General features: G+C 65.2%; 31 protein-coding genes. 29 read left to right on the top strand and 2 right to left on the bottom strand.

Translation table 11 applies throughout. The annotated features are described in order from the left end of the window. Positions 1–202 precede the first annotated feature (202 nt). Complete coding sequence (locus PV764_RS02105; RefSeq protein WP_266084504.1) at positions 203–421, bottom strand: hypothetical protein; 219 nt, start codon at positions 419–421, stop codon at positions 203–205. Between the two features lie 142 nt (positions 422–563). Here PV764_RS02105 and PV764_RS02100 point away from each other — a divergent pair, with 142 nt between their 5' ends. The 12 genes from PV764_RS02100 to PV764_RS02045 are packed head-to-tail and all read left to right on the top strand — an operon-like array spanning position 564 to position 5583. Next, on the top strand, positions 564–1007 hold the full coding sequence (locus PV764_RS02100) for a phage regulatory CII family protein (protein ID WP_421116092.1): 444 nt from the start codon (positions 564–566) through the stop codon (positions 1005–1007). Continuing rightward, positions 1004–1318 carry a winged helix-turn-helix domain-containing protein gene (locus PV764_RS02095; RefSeq protein ID WP_421116091.1) on the top strand — a complete coding sequence of 105 codons (315 nt, stop codon included), beginning with the start codon at positions 1004–1006 and terminating at the stop codon, positions 1316–1318. Before PV764_RS02100 ends, PV764_RS02095 begins: the two co-directional genes overlap by 4 nt. Positions 1319–1321: 3 nt before the next feature. Continuing rightward, entirely contained in the window at positions 1322–2209 is an 888-nt protein-coding gene (locus PV764_RS02090; protein WP_421116090.1) for a helix-turn-helix domain-containing protein, read from the top strand. Next, positions 2199–2852 (top strand): hypothetical protein, encoded by a 654-nt coding sequence (locus tag PV764_RS02085; RefSeq protein ID WP_421116089.1) that lies wholly within the window; start codon positions 2199–2201, stop codon positions 2850–2852. The genes PV764_RS02090 and PV764_RS02085 overlap by 11 nt, the downstream gene beginning before the upstream one ends. Next, positions 2852–3109, top strand: a complete 258-nt coding sequence (locus PV764_RS02080) for a hypothetical protein (protein WP_346481263.1) — start codon at positions 2852–2854, stop codon at positions 3107–3109. Before PV764_RS02085 ends, PV764_RS02080 begins: the two co-directional genes overlap by 1 nt. Next, complete coding sequence (locus PV764_RS02075; RefSeq protein ID WP_421116088.1) at positions 3102–3338, top strand: hypothetical protein; 237 nt, start codon at positions 3102–3104, stop codon at positions 3336–3338. Before PV764_RS02080 ends, PV764_RS02075 begins: the two co-directional genes overlap by 8 nt. After that, the gene (locus PV764_RS02070; RefSeq protein ID WP_421116087.1) at positions 3338–3703 is read left to right on the top strand and encodes a Ref family recombination enhancement nuclease; all 366 of its coding nucleotides are present in this window, start codon (positions 3338–3340) and stop codon (positions 3701–3703) included. Before PV764_RS02075 ends, PV764_RS02070 begins: the two co-directional genes overlap by 1 nt. Then, the gene (locus PV764_RS02065) at positions 3700–4200 is read left to right on the top strand and encodes a hypothetical protein (protein ID WP_421116086.1); all 501 of its coding nucleotides are present in this window, start codon (positions 3700–3702) and stop codon (positions 4198–4200) included. The genes PV764_RS02070 and PV764_RS02065 overlap by 4 nt, the downstream gene beginning before the upstream one ends. A 50-nt stretch (positions 4201–4250) precedes the next feature. Beyond that, complete coding sequence (locus PV764_RS02060; protein WP_421116085.1) at positions 4251–4448, top strand: hypothetical protein; 198 nt, start codon at positions 4251–4253, stop codon at positions 4446–4448. Next, positions 4445–4756, top strand: coding sequence for a hypothetical protein (locus PV764_RS02055; protein WP_421116084.1), 312 nt, complete (start codon positions 4445–4447; stop codon positions 4754–4756). The genes PV764_RS02060 and PV764_RS02055 overlap by 4 nt, the downstream gene beginning before the upstream one ends. A 13-nt stretch (positions 4757–4769) precedes the next feature. After that, complete coding sequence (locus tag PV764_RS02050) at positions 4770–5165, top strand: hypothetical protein (RefSeq protein ID WP_421116188.1); 396 nt, start codon at positions 4770–4772, stop codon at positions 5163–5165. Next, complete coding sequence (locus tag PV764_RS02045) at positions 5155–5583, top strand: hypothetical protein (RefSeq protein ID WP_421116083.1); 429 nt, start codon at positions 5155–5157, stop codon at positions 5581–5583. Before PV764_RS02050 ends, PV764_RS02045 begins: the two co-directional genes overlap by 11 nt. Here the strand turns inward: PV764_RS02045 and PV764_RS02040 are convergent. Then, the gene (locus PV764_RS02040; protein WP_421116082.1) at positions 5516–6226 is read right to left on the bottom strand and encodes a DUF4145 domain-containing protein; all 711 of its coding nucleotides are present in this window, start codon (positions 6224–6226) and stop codon (positions 5516–5518) included. The genes PV764_RS02045 and PV764_RS02040 overlap by 68 nt on opposite strands. 186 nt (positions 6227–6412) lie before the next feature. On the opposite strand from PV764_RS02040, the gene PV764_RS02035 reads away from it, so the two are divergent. The 17 genes from PV764_RS02035 to gp17 all read left to right on the top strand — a co-directional run bounded on the left by PV764_RS02035 (position 6413) and on the right by gp17 (position 16526). Continuing rightward, positions 6413–6901, top strand: coding sequence for a glycoside hydrolase family 104 protein (locus PV764_RS02035; protein WP_346483003.1), 489 nt, complete (start codon positions 6413–6415; stop codon positions 6899–6901). Continuing rightward, positions 6898–7215 carry a hypothetical protein gene (locus PV764_RS02030; RefSeq protein ID WP_070427046.1) on the top strand — a complete coding sequence of 106 codons (318 nt, stop codon included), beginning with the start codon at positions 6898–6900 and terminating at the stop codon, positions 7213–7215. Before PV764_RS02035 ends, PV764_RS02030 begins: the two co-directional genes overlap by 4 nt. Next, entirely contained in the window at positions 7215–7685 is a 471-nt protein-coding gene (locus PV764_RS02025; protein ID WP_421116081.1) for a lysis system i-spanin subunit Rz, read from the top strand. Before PV764_RS02030 ends, PV764_RS02025 begins: the two co-directional genes overlap by 1 nt. Continuing rightward, a complete protein-coding gene (locus tag PV764_RS02020) occupies positions 7682–7906 on the top strand; it encodes a hypothetical protein (protein ID WP_421116080.1) in 225 nt (74 codons plus the stop codon). Before PV764_RS02025 ends, PV764_RS02020 begins: the two co-directional genes overlap by 4 nt. After that, entirely contained in the window at positions 7906–8067 is a 162-nt protein-coding gene (locus tag PV764_RS02015; RefSeq protein WP_421116079.1) for a hypothetical protein, read from the top strand. Before PV764_RS02020 ends, PV764_RS02015 begins: the two co-directional genes overlap by 1 nt. Continuing rightward, the gene (locus PV764_RS02010) at positions 8067–8423 is read left to right on the top strand and encodes an HNH endonuclease (RefSeq protein WP_421116078.1); all 357 of its coding nucleotides are present in this window, start codon (positions 8067–8069) and stop codon (positions 8421–8423) included. Before PV764_RS02015 ends, PV764_RS02010 begins: the two co-directional genes overlap by 1 nt. A 161-nt stretch (positions 8424–8584) precedes the next feature. Next, positions 8585–9013, top strand: coding sequence for a hypothetical protein (locus PV764_RS02005; protein ID WP_070427050.1), 429 nt, complete (start codon positions 8585–8587; stop codon positions 9011–9013). Further along, positions 9006–10706, top strand: coding sequence for a terminase large subunit (locus tag PV764_RS02000; RefSeq protein WP_421116077.1), 1701 nt, complete (start codon positions 9006–9008; stop codon positions 10704–10706). The genes PV764_RS02005 and PV764_RS02000 overlap by 8 nt, the downstream gene beginning before the upstream one ends. Next, positions 10703–11992, top strand: a complete 1290-nt coding sequence (locus tag PV764_RS01995; protein ID WP_421116076.1) for a phage portal protein — start codon at positions 10703–10705, stop codon at positions 11990–11992. Before PV764_RS02000 ends, PV764_RS01995 begins: the two co-directional genes overlap by 4 nt. A gap of 4 nt (positions 11993–11996) precedes the next feature. Then, complete coding sequence (locus PV764_RS01990) at positions 11997–12875, top strand: head maturation protease, ClpP-related (protein WP_421116075.1); 879 nt, start codon at positions 11997–11999, stop codon at positions 12873–12875. Between the two features lie 10 nt (positions 12876–12885). Further along, on the top strand, positions 12886–14229 hold the full coding sequence (locus tag PV764_RS01985) for a phage major capsid protein (protein WP_346483007.1): 1344 nt from the start codon (positions 12886–12888) through the stop codon (positions 14227–14229). A gap of 66 nt (positions 14230–14295) precedes the next feature. Then, positions 14296–14694, top strand: a complete 399-nt coding sequence (locus tag PV764_RS01980; RefSeq protein WP_421116074.1) for a hypothetical protein — start codon at positions 14296–14298, stop codon at positions 14692–14694. Position 14695: 1 nt separating this feature from the next. Then, positions 14696–15037, top strand: coding sequence for a head-tail connector protein (locus tag PV764_RS01975; RefSeq protein WP_346483009.1), 342 nt, complete (start codon positions 14696–14698; stop codon positions 15035–15037). Between the two features lie 62 nt (positions 15038–15099). Continuing rightward, complete coding sequence (locus PV764_RS01970; RefSeq protein WP_421116073.1) at positions 15100–15303, top strand: hypothetical protein; 204 nt, start codon at positions 15100–15102, stop codon at positions 15301–15303. Continuing rightward, complete coding sequence (locus tag PV764_RS01965; RefSeq protein WP_421116072.1) at positions 15300–15635, top strand: phage head closure protein; 336 nt, start codon at positions 15300–15302, stop codon at positions 15633–15635. Before PV764_RS01970 ends, PV764_RS01965 begins: the two co-directional genes overlap by 4 nt. After that, positions 15628–16164 carry an HK97-gp10 family putative phage morphogenesis protein gene (locus PV764_RS01960; RefSeq protein WP_421116071.1) on the top strand — a complete coding sequence of 179 codons (537 nt, stop codon included), beginning with the start codon at positions 15628–15630 and terminating at the stop codon, positions 16162–16164. Before PV764_RS01965 ends, PV764_RS01960 begins: the two co-directional genes overlap by 8 nt. Continuing rightward, positions 16161–16526, top strand: a complete 366-nt coding sequence (gene gp17, locus PV764_RS01955; RefSeq protein ID WP_421116070.1) for a tail completion protein gp17 — start codon at positions 16161–16163, stop codon at positions 16524–16526. Before PV764_RS01960 ends, gp17 begins: the two co-directional genes overlap by 4 nt. Positions 16527–16565 lie beyond the last annotated feature (39 nt).

Genomic DNA, 16565 nt, shown 5'->3' with positions numbered 1-16565 from the left:
CGCTTTCCGCGGATCTCGTCGCTGCTGGCCAAGGAGCCGCCGAAGAGCGCGGGTGTTCCGCCTGCCAAAGCGTTTCCTTCCGCAACGACGGATGCAGGCATCCAGTGGACCCTCACTGAAGAGCAGGTGAGGGATTCACTGCATTGGTGGGCCGGTGCGATCACCGCTGAAGAAATTACGGCGTGGCAGCGATACCACGCGGCTAGTGAGTCTCGCCGCGCTCCGCGAAGGTTTCGCGTAGCCGCGCGATGTGCGCGTCGAGTAGCGCTGATTGTTCGTCGTTTCCGTTGGCCTTTGAAAGCAGGGAGTTGAGCGAAAGCCTGGTCACGTAGTCCTCCACGTCCAGGACTTTTCGGTGATCCAGCGCCATCGCCAACGAAAGAACCGCCGTCATAGCCACTTCGTACCTTGCTTCGTCCATGTCGCCCTCCTTGCGGGCTGAGTTGTTCGCACATCCAGCGTAACGCAAGGAGGGCGGCGCCCTCGATCCCTGAGTTGATCTTGTCCATGGCGCTGATGTTGCGCCGCCGTACACCCCGAATCCACGTTCACCGAGCCCCTTCATGAACATCATCGATGCCGCCCACAAGACCGTCCACGCCTACCCAGGCGGTAGCGAGTCGCTCGCCCCGCGCATTGGGATGTCGGCGGCGGTGCTGCGCAACAAGGTCAACCCGAACAACACCACGCACCACCTGACCCTAGCGGAAGCCAGCGAGATCATGGCCAAGACCGGCAACGACAGCGTGCTGCACGCGCTGGCCGCCGAGCATGGCTACACGCTGTCCAAGACCGAGGCGTCGCCGAGCGGCAGCCTGATCGGCTCGCTGTTGGCGGCCAGCGGTGCCAAGGGCGACCTGGCAGACCTGATCGCCGACGCGATGGAAGACCAGCGCATTACCCCGAACGAGGCTTCGGCCATCGCCCAGCACTGCTCCCGCCTACAGGCGATCTTCGCCGAGCTGGCCCAGCACGCCGCGGCAGCAGCCGCGAAGGATGCCCCGTGAGCGCACAGCTTGCCCGCAGTACCGACTCCAGCGGCAGCCATGACGCCGCTGCACATCTTGTCCGCAGCGGCGCCCATGTGGCTCAGAAGGACCGCACTGCGGCGGCCGTGCGCCGGCATCCGGGGATGACCAGCATGCAACTGGCCCGGGAAACCGGCATGGACCGCTACATGGTCGCCCGGCGCCTGCCGGATCTCGCGAAAGAGGGTCGCGTGTTCCGTGGCGCCAAGGCTCTGTGCCCGATCAGCAACATCACCGTCAGCACCTGGTGGCCAGTGGCCCAGGGCGACAACTACACCCTGGCGGTCTGAACCATGTCTACGATCATCATGAGCCAGTGCTGGCCGCTGCAGAGCCTGAGCGTCACGCAGAAGGCTGTCCTCATCTCCCTGGCCGATCAGGCCAACGACGACGGCGTGTGCTGGCCGGCCATCGGCACGATCGCCAAGCGCTGCTGCATGTCCGAGCGCGCAGTGCGCACCGCCATGGATCATCTCGAAGCGGTCGGCCTGCTGAGCCGTGAGCGGCGCTTTAACAGCAGCAACGTGTATTCGGTGACGCCGAGCAAGTTCGACGTGTCGGCGGCTGGCACGAAGGCGAAGCGCAAGGCCAAGAAATCGGGGGCTGCACCGGGCGCAGGGGGTGCAGCAGATGCAGGGGGTGCGCCCAATGCACCCGGGGCTGCGCCCGATGCAGGGGGTCCGGCACGGGGCGCAGGTCTGGAGGTGCGCCCCGTGCCGCCTAACCGTCATATAACCCCCATTGAACCGTCAGAAGAACCGTCAGTTCCGGCGCTGGCCGCGCCGCTGTCCAAGGCGGCCCTTGAGGCGCAGATGCAGGAAGCCTGCAAGCAGACGTGGGCTGCCTACCGCACGGCCTACCGTCTGCGGCACGGCGTGGATCCGGTGCGCAACGCCAAGGTCAACACCAACGTACGGGACCTGGTGAAGCGGCTGGGCCGGGAAGAGGCGCCGCAGGTGGCCGGCTGGTTCCTGGGCGTCAACGAGCAGTACGCCGTGAAGCGGATGCATGACCTGGGCGTGCTGCTGGCCGGGGCCGAGGCATACCGGACCCAGTGGGCCACTGGCCGGCAGGTCACGACTACCAGCGCCCAGCACACGGACCAGACCCAGTCGAATCTGAGCGCCGCCGACGAAGCCAAGGCGCTTTTGCGCAAGGGGAGGGCGGGCAATGCTGGCTGATCACGAACAGGACCGGCTCGTCGAGCTGCTGGTGGTAACGGCTGAGGTGATTGGCGACCAGCTGCGTCCCACCACCGCTGCTTACATGGTCGGGGACCTGTCCTGCTACCCGCTGGCGCAGCTGGAGCGCGCGCTGGGGGCCTGCCGCCGGGAGCTGAAGGGCCGCTTGTCGCTCGCGGCAGTGTTGGAGCGCATCGACGACGGCCACCCGGCACCGAACGAAGCATGGGCGGTGGCCATCCAGGCAGCGGACGAACGCAACACCGTTGTCTGGACCACGCTCACCCAGCAGGCATGGAACACGGCGCTGCCGCTGGTCCAGGCGGGCGACAAGATCGCTGCACGCCAGGCCTTCTTGGAGACGTACACGCGGCTGGTGAAGGAGGCGCGCGCTGCACGCCTGCCGGCCAGCTACGCCCCGTCGCTTGGCTTCGACCTCACCAGCCGCAATGCGGCGCTCACGGATGCCGTGAGCAAAGGGCTGCTGGCGCACGACCAGGTGAGCGACCACCTTCAGCTGACCGCGGCGACACCGGCCTTCAACCCGGTGGCTCTGTTGGCTGGGAAGGTCGAGGCCTCCCCGGGCGCCAACCCGAAGATCCGCGCGCGCTTGGAGGAACTGGCACGGGAGCTGGCCGCCTGATGCGCTCGGACAACAACCAGCTCGACATCTTCGAACACGACCCGCGGCTGCAGGGGCCGGCGCTGCGGAAGCTGGCCCAGGCCTACCGCGACTCGGCAGATGAGGCGCTGAAGCAACACCAGTTCAGCGTGGTCATCCGAAAAGAGCGCCACGAGCACTACATGGCAGAGGCGAAGCGCATTGAAGCCGAGGTGCGGCGACTCTCGCGCGCCCCGCGTCGCCGCAGAACACGATCGAAAGGAGCCACACGTGACTGACTTCACCGCCTTCAGCACTCGCAGCATGTACGCCGCCGAGATCAATGCTGGGTACTCAGCCCGATTGAACGGTGCGGGGCCCAGCACCAACCCGCACATGGTGTGGATGGACACCCAGGATGAGCTGGAGCCGCGCAAGGTAAAGCCACTGGGCGACAAGGCTCTGGCATGGCAGCACGGCTGGCGCGCCGCCGACCGTGACGAGAAGGGCCGGGGAGGCGCGCGCTGATGTGGTCCAGCGCGCCACCGCCGACGAAGGCCGAGGCCGCGCGGATCGAGCTCGCCAAGACCGGTCCCTGTATGGCCTGTCTGGTGCGGTTCTCGCAGGGCTTGATGGCTCAGCGCCACGTCGTATACGGCTGCGAATACAACCACGCCAAGTCGGGAAACATCCGGCGCGGCCACTTCTTCGGCTACGCGCTGTGCCAGTGGCATCACCAGCGCTACCGGCACGAGCACATGACTCAGCAGCAGATGGTGGACCGGTGGGGCCCGCCGCTGCACTGGTCCAAGAAGTTTCACGAGGCATTCGGTTCGGACGACGAGCTGATCGCCCAACAGACGTTCATTAACGAACAGAGGCAGGCAGCATGACCAGCAAAACCAATCCGACCCCGGCTGCCGTGCGTGCTTGGCTGACCGCGAACGCGATCGATGCGCCCTGGACGATGGTGGCCATCTGCGAAGGGTGTGCTGCGGAAACAATCGACCAGCGCAGGGCCGTCCGCGATGCGGTGCGGTACTGCGTAGGCGCGGGATTCATTGCGCGCACGGAGACCAAGATCGGACCTGTGTATGAGCTGACTGGGCAGGGGATGCCGCGAGTGGTGCTGACCGACGCCGAGCGGAAAGAGCGCCAGCGCGAGAGGGATGCGGGACGTGCCAGGTCTGGCCGCCGGCAGCAGCAGCAGGAGGTAGCAGTTCCCAAGCGATCGCGCGCTGCACGCGTGGGGATGCAAGCCGCGAATACGCCGGCACCAAGTGCGGTGAAGGCCACGCCGCCGGTGGAGACGATTGAGCAGTTCCTGGCGCGGGGCGGCCGGGTGCAGCGCCTGATGGCGCACTGGGAGCAGATGGAGCGGGCGGCGTGAGCGTCAATACATGGCCCCACTGGCACGAGCAACCCCCAAGAGGGGGCTACGTGGGCGTGCGCAAGCCGCATATCAGCTTCGCTAGGTTCCGGGATGGATCGTTGATGGTCGAGGTCCGGTCCTGGCCCGGCTGGCCGCACAGCACAGAAGGGTTGTCGGTAGCTGCGGGCTACGACCTCGCGGATGCGTGGGACAGCCACATGTTGCAGTTCGAAGACGAAGAAGACGAAGGGGCAATCGCCGCATGAGTGACATCGAGAAGAGGGCGCGGGAACTTTTGGCTTCTGAGTATGAGGCGGATGGGTGTATGCAGCTGGCGCGCATGATTCGGTCAGGCGCTGTCACTGATCCGGTTTTCGGATCGGTGAAGATCATGCGTGCAATGCGGGCCATCACCGCCGCGCTCACGCCGCCCGAGGGCTACGTGCTGGTGCCGGTGGAGCCAACTGAGGCAATGCTGCAGGAGATTCACCTGGTGAAGTCTTTCACCGGTGAAGCGATGCACCGCCGCTATGCCGCAATGATCGCCGCTCGTCCGGAGATGCTTGGTGACTGAGCGCGCGCTGGAAATGGTGCTGCCCTGGCCGAGCAAGGACCTGTCGCCGAACGCGCGGCTCCACTGGAGCAAGAAGGCCGCCGCTACCGCCACGGCGAGGCAAACCGGCGCGCTTCTGGCGCTCCAGGCAGGTTGGAAGGGGGTTTCGCTGCCCCCGGGCCGGCTGTTCCTGTGGGTGGACTTTTATCAACAGCCCCACAAGGTACTGCCCGATGACGACAACATGTTGAGGCGATTCAAGCCCTACCGGGACGGTATCGCTCAGGTCCTGGGGATCGACGACAAGGTGTTCATCACGCGCCACATGGTGCACGAAGAACGCAGGAAGGGCGGGCAGGTAGTGGTGCGGATCACGGGCGGGCCGGAAGCGGGCGCCCACCAGCAACAGGAGCAGGGCAATGCAGGTTGATACGTTTGGGGCCTACGTCCGCACGGAGCTGGAGCACTGGGGCAGGGAGTATGCATTGCATCGGGACTGCGACTACCTGGGGCATCAGTCGAAGAACGTGCTGCAGGTGCTGATCGAGCACAAGGGAGACATGCCAGGCAGGGCGCAGGGTTACAAGCCGCTGGAGTCGGACAGTCGTGCCCAGTTGATCGAGGACATTGTCTCAAGCATCGCCGGCGATAATGTGGCTATGGCCTGTGCATTGCGTGCTTACCACTGCGGGATGGGACGCAGAAAGATTGAGCGGTTCGAGACGGCGATCTTGCTGATGGCGAATTGCGGCCATCGGCCGGTCTCGAACCGCCAGTACCTTAGCCTTGTTGAGCTGGGGTTTCAGCGGGTCCGGGGGCGCCTTGAGGGTTGGGCGCTTGCGGCTTAGCACCTCTGTCGCGCTGCTCGATCCATTCCCGTTTCACAGCCGGAATCTGCTCGTAAAGCTGGGCGATCACAGCGGGGCGCTCAATGCGCTCCGCGACAATATAGTTGAGCATGCCGAACAGGCTGACTGCCAAATCAGGCGTGTCGTTTAGGTTGATCTCCCCAGGGTGGACAGCCTCGTTGCCGATCACCCGGCATACATCCAATGCCTGCTGGACAAGCGGTGAAAGTCCATCTGCCACAAGAGACTTCACCTGCGCGTCGATGCTCTTACCCGGTACACCGAGCTCTATGAGCAGCTTTTCCAGAGCGAGCCGGAGAAGGGCCGCCGCAGATCGCGGAGAGCGAGGCAAGACGGCAGCAGCCTCACTGTAATCAGCTTGAATACTCTCCGGCATCATCGGATGAAATGGAGGCGCTGTGGTGGACTCCGGGGAGAACATTCGCGGGTTCCCGTTCTCATCGAAGCGCCAGTAATGATACTTGCCACAATGCCCGCACTGCGCGGAGAAAAGGGGCGCCTCATCCCACACCCCGTCTTTGACCATTCTCAGATTGTTCCAGACCTGATTAGCGTAAACGCGGCAAATCGGACAGTGAAAAGCGCGCTCACGGAAGGCTGGTGGAGTGTATTTGTCCTGCATATCAGTTCCTTTGAATTTCTGACAGCGTAACGCTTGACAGGTGCACACCTCTAGCCTAGAGTTTGACTCACGATGACATAGAAGCCTCCGGTTCCCGCCGGGGGCTTTTTCTTTGCCCGCTTCCCAGACCGGATCAACCCTTGCGCCCAGCCGGCAGCGGGGCGGGCGCCCTGACAGAGAAAACCCATGGCTCGCATCACTCCCCAACAAGCAGGCGGCGTGAACGTCGTGGCGTTCTTGGACATGCTGGCCTGGTCCGAAGGCACCGACAACGGCAAGCAGCCCACCAAGGACCACGGCTATGACGTGATCGTGGGAGGCGGGCTGTTCACCGGCTATGCCGACCACCCCCGCGAGCTGGTGTCGCTGCCCAGGCTGGGCATCAAGTCCACGGCGGCTGGTCGCTACCAGCTGCTGTCGCGGTACTACGACGCGTACCGTCGGCTGCTGGGGTTGAAGGACTTTTCTCCGCTCAGCCAGGATCTGATCGCTATCCAGCAGATCAGGGAGCGGCGGGCGCTGGACCTGATCAAGGCTGGCCATGTCGTCAAGGCGATCGGCTTCGTCCGCAACATCTGGGCGAGCCTGCCGGGCGCCGGGTACGGGCAGCACGAGCGAAAGCTGGATGACCTGCTGGCGGCCTACCGCAAAGCCGGTGGCGTGGTCGTGTCATGACCGAGGAAACCGTCCCGTGGTGGATGGCCGGCGGCCTCGCCGCGTTCTGGGTGGCAAGGGAAACTTGGGGGGCGTTGCTCTCCCGCCGCAAAGAACGGACCGAGACGGACGCCAACGTCGACCTGTTGAACGGCTTGGTGCAGCGCGTGAAGTCGCTGGAGGAATCACAGGCGGCGACCACGCTGCAGCTGGCCGAGGAAATCAAGCTTCGCATGACCGCGCAGGAAGAGGCTCACCGACTGAGGCTGCGGGTTATGTCGCTGGAGTCGGCCATGCGCCAGGTAGGCGCGGTGATCCCGCCGGAGATGCCGTGATGATCCGTCTTTACGCCTTGCTTGCCGCCACGGCGATCGCCTTGTCCTTCTGGGCGGGTTGGTCCTGGCGCGGTGACCGCGCGAACGTGGCCGAATCTGACCAGCGGGCGAAAGGCGCAGAGGCGGTTGTCGATCAAGTGAACGAAGCTCGGGCAATCGAGCATAGCCAGGCCGACACCATGGCCACTATCGGAGCGAAGCATGAAGATGACCGCGCTGCGGCCCCGGCCGTCGCTGATGCTGTTGTGGCTGACCTGCGCTCTGGTGCTCTCCGCCTGCGCAACGACCTCGCCGCGTGCCACACCGGCCTCCTGTCCCAAGCCGCAGCCGGCACCCTCGAACGTGATGCGGCCACCCAGCGCCGAGAAGAGTTTGCGGGCCGAGTTGTTCGAATCGGTCGAGACGCCGACGACCAGCTCAGGGCCTGTCAGGCAGTCATCGCCGCAGACCGTGCCGAGGTGAGGCCGTGAGCCTTCTCGGCCTGCGGCGTTCTGGCCATATCCACACCGTCGACGACGGCCGTGGTCGTCGCCGTGTTCTGCTGGATGGCCAGGTGGTGGAGAAGGTGGTGTATGCCGACACCCGCAAGGGAGTGGTCCGCCACTACGACACGCCTGTCCGGGTCCACAAGCACGGCAAGCGCGCCATCCAGCGCACCAAGCACGGCAAGGTCGAGGTGGAGTTCCTCTGATGGCCATGCGCAGCATTCGCATCGCCGTATCAGTCGCGTGGTGGTGGCGCTGGTATGTGGGAAGCGTTGCCCTCGCGAGCTATCTGACCAACCGACCTCCGGACATGGACAAGGTTGAGCACTGGGCGCGCCGCGCCATCACGCTCAGGGAAGGCCGCTGATGCCCGCCCGACCGCCCAAGCACCGGCCGCACAAGGCCGATGCCGTGGCGCACGTCCCGGCCGAGGCCGTTCGCCTCACCACCGCGCAGCGCGGCTACGGCGGTCGATGGCAGAAGGCCCGCGAGACGTTCCTCAAGCGTGATCCGCTCTGTGCTGAGTGTCGGCGATGCGGGCGCGTGACCCTCGCTCGCATCGTCGACCACGTGATACCGCATCGAGGTGACCAGGATCTGTTCTGGGACACGTCGAACTGGCAGCCCCTCTGCAAGCGCTGCCACGACGTGAAGACGGCAGGCGAGGACGGCGGCTTCGGCAACCGTCCTCGCGGGGCACGGCCGACCAGCGAACGAACCTGAACGAAAATCCGCGCCCACGCCCCCGGGGAAGCCCGGAGGGGGAGGGGCGGGTCGAAAGTTCAGGTCGTCCGCGCTCCTGACCGTGCGCCCAGCTGTTTATCTGCACCGTCAGTTGAGAAAAACCATTTTTTCGCGGTCAAACGACCGCCCTCGGAACGAATATGGCGAACCCCCGCAAACCGACATCGCTGAAAGTGGTGGCCGGCACGGATCGCCCTGACCGCGCGCCGCCGGCGCCGGCCGCCGAGCTGCCGCTGGTGTCCGACGTGCCGCCTGCTCCGGACTGGCTGCCGAATGCCCACGCCATCAAGGAATGGGACCGGCTGGCACCGATTCTGCACGCGAACAAGCTGCTGACCGAGGCCGGCCTATCCGCGTTCGGCCAGCTGTGCGCGTTGCACGGCAACACCGTGCAGCTCTATGCCGCCGGCCTGGCTCCGGTGGCGTCGATGGTGTCGCAGCTGCGCGGCCTGATGAATGACTTCGGGCTGACGCCAGTTGCCCAGGGCAAGGTCCGGCCGTCCGGCGATGTCGAGAAGACCGGGAACGCCTTCGCCAACAACGGTGCGAAGCGGAAGACCCGTGCGTGATTACGTTGGTATCGGCACGGCGTATGCCGAAGAGGCGGTAGCCGACAAGAAGGGCAAGAAGTTCGGCAAGTGGATTCGGCTGGCCGGCAAGCGATTCCTGGCGGACCTCAAGCGCGCCAAGCGGAAGCGGCCGCCGTTCCTGTTCGATGAGTGGCACGCATGCGACCCATGCGACTTCATCGAGAAGCTTCCGCACGTTGAAGGAAAGTGGGCACGGCCGGAGATCGAGCTGCACCGGTCCCACGTGTTTTTCGTGGTGCAGCTGTTCGGCTTCCGCAACCTCGATGGCAGCCGGCGCTTCACCTCGGCGCTGTTCGCGGTTGCCCGCAAGAACGCCAAGTCGACGTTGGCTGCGGCGATCCTGCTCTACTGCCAGTGCTGCGAAGAGGAAGAGGGCGCCCAAATCATTTCGGCGGCCACGACCGGCAGCCAGGCGCGGATCATCTTCAACGTCGCTAAGCGCATGACGGAGAAGACGCCCGACCTGCAGGAGGCGTTCGGTCTGGCGTGCTGGGCCAACGCGATCAGCCGGGTGGAGACGGGGGCCACGTTCAAGCCGATCAACTCCAAGGCCAGTACGCAGGACGGCCTCAACCCGTCGCATGTAGGCCTGGACGAGATCCACGCCCACAAGTCGGCGGACCTCTTGAACGTGCTGACGTCAGCTGCTGGCGCTCGCAGCAACCCGCTATGGCTGTACACCACGACTGAGGGATATACCAACCCGGGGCCGTGGGGAGAAATACGGCAGTTCGCCAAGCAGGTGCTACAGGGCATCCTGGGCGATTCGGCCGACCACTTCCTGGTGGTGTTCTTCGCCGTCGACGATGACGACGATGAATTCGATGAATCAGCGTGGCCGAAAGCCAACCCGCTGATGGACGCCAACCCGCACCTGTTGAAGGCCATCCGCAAGGAGGCCGTCGAGGCGCGGCAGATGCCCTCGAAGCTTGCCGAGTTCAAGATCAAGCGGCTCAACCGGCCGGCGTCTTCTGCCACCGGCTGGGTGGACCTGACGAAGTGGCAGAGGTGCGGTGGCGCGGTCGATCTGGGCTGGCTCGAAGGGCAGCCGTGCTGGGGCGCGTTCGATCTGGCAAGTACGCTGGATATGACGTCCTGGCGCCTGGTATGGAAAGTTGACGGCGTCTACTACACCTGGGGCCGGCGGTTCGTTCCGGCAGACGCGGTGCGGGCGCGCACTGAGCGCGGGGTGGTTCCGTATGCCGGCTGGGTGGCGGCTGGTTTGATTGAGGCGACCGAAGGGGAGGTCACCGACTACAGCGTGGTGGAGGCAAGGATCCGCGAGGACATCGCCCGCTTCGGTCCCCAGGCGATCGGATATGACCGCTGGAACGCAGCTGAAATTTCACAGCGTCTCTTGGCGGATGGGCACCCGTTGGTCGAATTCAACCAGACCACGAAGAACTATCACCCCGCGATGAAGGAGCTCGAGCAGGCCTACATCGGTAAGAAGATCCAACACGGAAACGACCCGGTCCTGAACTGGTGCGCGTCCAACCTCATCGCGTTGAAAGATGGAAACCTGAACATGAAGCCCGACAAGAAACGGTCGCCGGACAAGATCGATGACATGGCGGCACTGCTCATGGGTATCGGTCTGTCGATGCCGACAGGCGAGGACGAAGGCGACATGGACGGATTCCTGTCATCGCCGATCAGGGGCCAGGCGTGACGGCCGGGGCACTGAAGCAGCCCGGCCGCATCGCCGCCGCTGTCCGCGACTGGTTAGGGCTTCCCTTGTCGCTTACCGATGAGGCGGGGTGGAGCAGTTTCGCCAGCGGGCGCGGGCCTGCTGGCGTGTCTGTCACCCCCGCCACTGCGATGCAAGTCTCTGCAGTATGGGCCTGCGTGCGCCTGATCTCCGAAACTATCGCTACCCTGCCTCTGGGCATGTACGAGCGTGCAAAGAATGGTAAGAGGCCCGCGCCACAACACCCGCTGCACTTGCTCATCCGTGACCAGCCGAACGTCGACTCTTCGGCGTCGGTGTTCTGGGAAGCAATGGTCGCAGCCATGCTGCTGCGCGGCGCTGGGCGCGCCGAGAAACTTTTGATTGGCGGTCGCCTGGTGGGGTTGCAGTTCCTCAACCCAGATCGGCTGTATCCCTCGCGTGGTGCTGATGGGAAGAAGCAATGGCGCTATACGGAAGAGGATGGCCGGCAGCGTGTAATTCCCCGTGAGCGGATCTGGGAGATCCCGGGGTTCACCCTGGACGGAAAGAACGGTGTTTCGGTGATCGCCTATGGGGCTCACGTGTTCGGCGGCGCCATAGCGGCCGACCGTGCCGCAGCGCGTACTTTCAGTAACGGAATGTTGCAGACGATCTACTACAAGATCGCGGCCTTCCTGAAACCCAACCAGCGAGCCGAGTTCCACAAGAACGTGCTTGGTTCGGTCGAGCGTGGCGAGACACCGCTGCTGGAAGGCGGGAGCGATGTCGGGAGCCTTGGCATCAAGCCATCCGACTCCCAGCTGCTGGAGTCGCGGGGGTTCAGCGTCGAAGAGGTCTGCCGTTGGTTCCGCGTGCCGCCTTGGATGGTCGGGCACACCGAGAAGTCGAGCAGCTGGGGCACCGGCATCGAGCAGCAGATGATCGGGTTCCTCACGTTCACGTTGGCACCGTGGCTGAAGCGCGTTGAGCAGGCGATCAGCAAGGATCTGATGACGCCAACCGACCGGTCGCGCTTCTACCCGAAGTTTTCCGTGGAGGGCCTTTTGCGCGCCGATAGCGCCGGCCGCGCGGCGTTCTACACCGCGATGGTCAACAACGGCGTGTTGACTCGAGACGAAGTGCGAGAGCTCGAGGACCGGGAGCCGATGGGCGGCAACGCCGCGGTGCTGACGGTGCAGAGCGCCATGACCACGCTGGACAGCCTCGGGCAGGCGTCCGACGCCAACCAAGCCCGGGCCGCGATTCGCGCGTTCCTGGGATTCAAAGACGAGCCAGAGAAGGACTGACCGCATGACGATCAAGAAGCTGCCGGGCGCTCCGGAGGGCAGGGTGTGCGCGGGTGTTAGCAGCCAGATCCTGCCCCGCGCGCTGGACCGCTGGCACCCGGGCGTGCGCGCCGCCGCAAATGACGAAGCCGATCGCTCGATCAGCGTGTACGACGTGATCGGCCAGGACTATTGGACCGGGGAGGGCGTGACCGCTAAACGCATCGCCGGCGCGTTGCGCAACCTCGGCAAGGGGCCGGTCACCGTGAACGTCAACAGCCCGGGCGGTGACATGTTCGAGGGCCTGGCCATCTACAACCTGCTACGCGAGCACGACGGCGAGGTAACCGTGAAGGTGCTGGGCCTTGCGGCGTCCGCGGCGTCTGTGATCGCCATGGCCGGCGATACCGTGCAGATTGCCCGGGCTGGCTTCCTGATGATCCACAACGCATGGGTGGTCGCCGCCGGTAACCGCAATGACCTGCGCGAATACGCCGAGACGCTGGAGCCCTTCGACCGGGCCATGGCCGACATATACGCAGCGCGTACCGGCCAGGACCAGAAGGCGATGGCGAAGCTGATGGACGCCGAGACCTGGATCGCAGGTAGCGACGCGATTGAGGGCGGCTTCGCCGACGAGCTGCTGCCGACCGACCAAGTCGAGCGCGGCGCGGGCAAGACAAGCGCTTCTGCGGTGCGGCGGATTGAGTCGGCGCTGCGCGCGTCCGGCATGCCGAAGTCGGAAGCCATGCAGCTGATCAGTGAACTCAAGTCCAGCGCGGGCGATCCCGCTGGCGGCGGTGCGGGCGATCCCACCGATCACGGCCAGGAAACCCCTGTCGTTGCACCAACCGAGGCCGACTACCTGGCCGCGCTCAAGTCGTTTTCCATCCCCAACCGCTGAGGTACACCCAATGAAGAACAAGTACATCCTGGCCGCCATTGTCACCACGCTGGCGTTGCTGGTCATTTCCGCAGACGCGGTCGCCGGCACCCACTTGCTGTCCACCCTGTTCACCAGCCCCGAAGGTGCACTCATGGCGCCAGTGATGGCGGCCGCGCTGCCTGACGCGATCAAGGCAGAGCTGGAAAAGATCAGTGACCAGATCAAGTCGCAGGCGGAGACCGCCGAGAAGGAAATCAAGGCGCACGCAAGGCTCACCGATGAAACCCGTGCCAACGTCGACAAGCTGCTGACCGAACAGGGTGCGCTGCAGGCGCGGTTGCAGTCGGCCGAGCAGCTGGTGGCCAAGCTCGAGCAGGGCGGTGGCCAGTACGCCGCGCCGCAGTCCATGGGCGAGCAGCTGGCCTCCAACGAGGACTTCCAGGCGTGGGCCGCGCGCGCGGCCAGCGGCGGCGGCAGCAAGTTCAACATGGATGTGAAGGCTGTCGTGACCAGCGACGGCGCATCGGCCGGTGACCTGATCGTTCCGCAGCGCCGGGAGGGCATCATCGCCCCGGGCCTGCGCCGCCTGACCATCCGCGATCTGCTGAACGTGGTGCCGACCACCTCCAACGCCATCCAGTACGTGCGCGAGACCGGCTACACCAACAACGCGGACGTGGTGGCCGAAAACCCGACCGGCCTGAAGCCAGAATCCAACCTGACGTTCGAAGCTGATCAGGCGGCGGTGACCACCATCGCCCACTGGATCCACGCCTCCCGCCAGGTGCTGGCCGATATCCCGACGCTTCGCGGCTACATTGACGGTCGCCTGCGCTACGGTCTGAAGCTCAAGGAAGAAACCCAGCTGCTCAAGGGTTCGGGCGTGGGCCTGAATATCGATGGTCTTTACACCCAGGCGCGCGCATACGCCAACCCGGGCGTGACCGTCCAGAACGAAACCCGCATCGACCGCCTGCGTCTGGCGCTCCTGCAGGTCGAGCTGGCCGAAGCCTGGGCCGACGGCATCGTCATCAGCCCGCTGGACTGGGCGGCGATCGAGCTGCAGAAGACTGACGACAACGCCTACCTGTTCGCCAACCCGCGTGGCATCACCACACCGGCGCTGTGGGGCCGCAACGTGGTGCCGACCCAGTCGATGGGTGGCGGCGAGTTCCTCGTGGGTGCGTTCGGCGGCGGCATCGCGGCCGAGCTGCATGATCGCGAGGACGTCAATGTCATGGTGGCCACGCAAGACGACCGCGACTTCGTCAAGAACATGGTGAAGATCCTGATGGAAGAGCGTCTGGCGCTGACGGTCTACCGTCCGGAAGCCTTCGTGAAGGGCACCATGACCGACCTCGACACCCCGTAAGGGGGGGGCGTCACGGTCCACCGAGAGGGCGGCTTGGCCGCCCTTTCCTTTATCTGGAGACAGGACATGTACGAAGTACGAGCGATTGCCAGCTTTGACCACCACGGCTCCCGCAAGGTGGGCGAACGGTTCACCGTGGGAAACCAACGGCAGGCCGAAGAGCTGGAGAAGAAGGGCCTCGTGGAAGTTCTGGGCGGCGCGCCCGAGGTGAACAGCACCAGCGCCAGCACGAAAGCCGGCACCGGCCCCGGCCCCGGCAGCGGTACGGGGGAAGGCGGCACCACCGCCAGCACCAGGTCGACGCCGGGCGAGCTGCTGGTCGATGGCAACGCTCCGGACGTCATCGCGTCGCTGGCTGGGCTGCAGGACAAGGTCTTGCTGCAGTCCGCTCTCGATGCGGAGAAGGCCGGTAAGGACCGCAAGACCGTTGTCGAAGCGCTGGAAGCGGCGTTGAAGGCGGACTGACATGCGCCTGGTGACCATCGAACAGGCCCGGCAGCATTGCCGGGTCGATAGCGACGACGACCAAATGCTGACGCTCTACGGCGGAGCGGCAGAGGACGCCGCTCAAGATTTCCTGAATCGGCGGGTTTACGAGGATGAGGACGCCCTCGCTGCAGCGGTGCTGGCCGGCACCGCGGGCTGTGACCCGATCGTCGTCAACGACGCGATCCGGGCGGCCGTGCTACTCACCCTCGGACACTTGTACGCGAACCGCGAAAACGTGATCACCGGCACCATCGTGTCGGATATGAAGGAAGGCACCCGTAGCCTGCTCTGGCCCTACCGGGTCGGGCTCGGGGTTTGATGTGGCCTGCCAAGGTTGCCTGCGCCGTCGGGCCTGGCTGTTGAAATGGATGGGGGTTGCGCATGAACGATCAGAACGAACTGGCAGCGGCGCTGGCGGCGTCAGCGGCGGCCCAGCTGGCGCAGGCTCAGGCGATGATGGCGGTGGCCCAGGCGCTGGCGGAGAGCGCAGAGGCGACCAACCGGCTGATGGACTACGTCTGCCAGAGCGAGGACGTGGAGACTGATCCGGAGGCCGGCACCTACATGAGCGGGAAGCCGCGATGATCGCCGCCGGCAGATTACGCCACAGGGTCCTGATCCAGAACCCTGTGGAAAGCCAAGATCCCGGATCCGGCGCGCCGATCACGACCTGGGTCGATCTGGCCACGGTGTTCGCCGAAGTGGTGCCGGCGTCCGTCCGCGAGTTCGTGGCCGCCCAGGCGATCGACAGCGAGGTGACCGCCCGCATCACCATTCGGCATCGGGCGGGCGTCACCGACAAGAGCCGCATCATCCACCGGGGGCAGGTCTACAACGTCCATGGCGTGCTGGCCGATCCGGTCAGCGGGCTGGAATACATGACGCTGCCATGCAGCGAGGGCGTCAACGATGGCTGACAACATCCGGTTCGACGTGAGCGGCCTGGACGGCGTTAAGGCGAAGATGGCCCAGCTGAAGAACGAGGCCAACGCCAAGGGCGGTCGCGCCGCGCTGCGGAAGGCGACCGCCGTCCTCCGCGCTCAGGCGCAGAGCAACGCACGCCGCGTGGACGACTACGAGACCGGCGAGGCCATCTGGAAGAACATCGATCAGCGCTGGGACGCCCGGGCGTTCAAGCGTGACGGCCAGCTGGCATTCCGGCTGGGTGTGCTCGGCGGTGCCAAGCAGTACGGCAGAACCCGCGAGAATCGCCGTAAGCGCCGCACAGGTCAGACGTATGCCACGGATGGCAGCTCCAGTAATCCCGGTGGCGACACCTGGTACTGGCGCCATGTCGAGCTGGGCACGGCCAAGGTGGCGGCCCGTCCGTTCCTGCGGCCGGTGGCCGAGCAGGCCGGGCAGAAGGCAGTGGACACCTTCGCGCTCGAGTTCAATCGCGCGCTCGATCGCGCACTTGCGAAGCAGGCGAAGGGAGCAAAGAAGTGATCGCCCCCATCTTCGAGGCCTGCACGGCCAGCGCGGCGGTGTTGGCTCTGTTCGGCACCAACCCCACGCGGGTCTATCCCTTCGGACTGGTGGAGAAGCCGCCCGCGCGGCCCTACGTCGTCTGGCAGACCATCGGCGGGGAGTCCGCCCAGTACCTCCGGGACCGCCCAGATGTGGATGGGTACTCGCTGCAGATCGACGTCTACCACAACGACCCCGTGTCGCTGCAGACCGCGGCCCGAGCGATCCGCGACGCGATCGAGGGGCAGGCATACGTGACGCGTTGGGGCGACCAGGTGATGGACCCCGAAACCAAGCTGTACCGCTACTCGTTTGACGTGGACTGGCTCGTGCCGCGCTGAAGACGTTCGTCCGTTTCACCCACCCACACCCCGCACTGC

Origin of the sequence: Stenotrophomonas sp. AS1 (genome assembly GCF_048957655.1) — a bacterium.
GTDB lineage: Bacteria > Pseudomonadota > Gammaproteobacteria > Xanthomonadales > Xanthomonadaceae > Stenotrophomonas > Stenotrophomonas bentonitica_A.
Note: the sequence above shows the minus strand (reverse complement) of the source record. Positions and strands in the feature narration are given on the sequence as shown.

Excerpts from the sequence above, each read along its gene's own strand:
- PV764_RS02055 (WP_421116084.1), top strand. The coding sequence starts at position 4,445 with ATGAGTGACATCGAGAAGAGGGCGCGGGAACTTTTGGCTTCTGAGTAT.
- PV764_RS01975 (WP_346483009.1), top strand. The coding sequence starts at position 14,696 with ATGCGCCTGGTGACCATCGAACAGGCCCGGCAGCATTGCCGGGTCGAT.
- PV764_RS02015 (WP_421116079.1), top strand. The coding sequence starts at position 7,906 with ATGGCCATGCGCAGCATTCGCATCGCCGTATCAGTCGCGTGGTGGTGG.
- PV764_RS02105 (WP_266084504.1), bottom strand. The coding sequence starts at position 421 with ATGGACGAAGCAAGGTACGAAGTGGCTATGACGGCGGTTCTTTCGTTG.
- PV764_RS01990 (WP_421116075.1), top strand. The coding sequence starts at position 11,997 with ATGACGATCAAGAAGCTGCCGGGCGCTCCGGAGGGCAGGGTGTGCGCG.
- PV764_RS02005 (WP_070427050.1), top strand. The coding sequence starts at position 8,585 with ATGGCGAACCCCCGCAAACCGACATCGCTGAAAGTGGTGGCCGGCACG.
- PV764_RS02050 (WP_421116188.1), top strand. The coding sequence starts at position 4,770 with ATGGTGCTGCCCTGGCCGAGCAAGGACCTGTCGCCGAACGCGCGGCTC.
- PV764_RS02045 (WP_421116083.1), top strand. The coding sequence starts at position 5,155 with ATGCAGGTTGATACGTTTGGGGCCTACGTCCGCACGGAGCTGGAGCAC.
- PV764_RS02035 (WP_346483003.1), top strand. The coding sequence starts at position 6,413 with ATGGCTCGCATCACTCCCCAACAAGCAGGCGGCGTGAACGTCGTGGCG.
- PV764_RS02030 (WP_070427046.1), top strand. The coding sequence starts at position 6,898 with ATGACCGAGGAAACCGTCCCGTGGTGGATGGCCGGCGGCCTCGCCGCG.
- PV764_RS02085 (WP_421116089.1), top strand. The coding sequence starts at position 2,199 with ATGCTGGCTGATCACGAACAGGACCGGCTCGTCGAGCTGCTGGTGGTA.
- PV764_RS01985 (WP_346483007.1), top strand. The coding sequence starts at position 12,886 with ATGAAGAACAAGTACATCCTGGCCGCCATTGTCACCACGCTGGCGTTG.
- PV764_RS02010 (WP_421116078.1), top strand. The coding sequence starts at position 8,067 with ATGCCCGCCCGACCGCCCAAGCACCGGCCGCACAAGGCCGATGCCGTG.
- PV764_RS02090 (WP_421116090.1), top strand. The coding sequence starts at position 1,322 with ATGTCTACGATCATCATGAGCCAGTGCTGGCCGCTGCAGAGCCTGAGC.
- PV764_RS02025 (WP_421116081.1), top strand. The coding sequence starts at position 7,215 with ATGATCCGTCTTTACGCCTTGCTTGCCGCCACGGCGATCGCCTTGTCC.
- PV764_RS01970 (WP_421116073.1), top strand. The coding sequence starts at position 15,100 with ATGAACGATCAGAACGAACTGGCAGCGGCGCTGGCGGCGTCAGCGGCG.
- PV764_RS02070 (WP_421116087.1), top strand. The coding sequence starts at position 3,338 with ATGTGGTCCAGCGCGCCACCGCCGACGAAGGCCGAGGCCGCGCGGATC.
- PV764_RS01980 (WP_421116074.1), top strand. The coding sequence starts at position 14,296 with ATGTACGAAGTACGAGCGATTGCCAGCTTTGACCACCACGGCTCCCGC.
- PV764_RS02040 (WP_421116082.1), bottom strand. The coding sequence starts at position 6,226 with ATGCAGGACAAATACACTCCACCAGCCTTCCGTGAGCGCGCTTTTCAC.
- PV764_RS01965 (WP_421116072.1), top strand. The coding sequence starts at position 15,300 with ATGATCGCCGCCGGCAGATTACGCCACAGGGTCCTGATCCAGAACCCT.
- PV764_RS02100 (WP_421116092.1), top strand. The coding sequence starts at position 564 with ATGAACATCATCGATGCCGCCCACAAGACCGTCCACGCCTACCCAGGC.
- PV764_RS01960 (WP_421116071.1), top strand. The coding sequence starts at position 15,628 with ATGGCTGACAACATCCGGTTCGACGTGAGCGGCCTGGACGGCGTTAAG.
- PV764_RS02080 (WP_346481263.1), top strand. The coding sequence starts at position 2,852 with ATGCGCTCGGACAACAACCAGCTCGACATCTTCGAACACGACCCGCGG.
- PV764_RS02065 (WP_421116086.1), top strand. The coding sequence starts at position 3,700 with ATGACCAGCAAAACCAATCCGACCCCGGCTGCCGTGCGTGCTTGGCTG.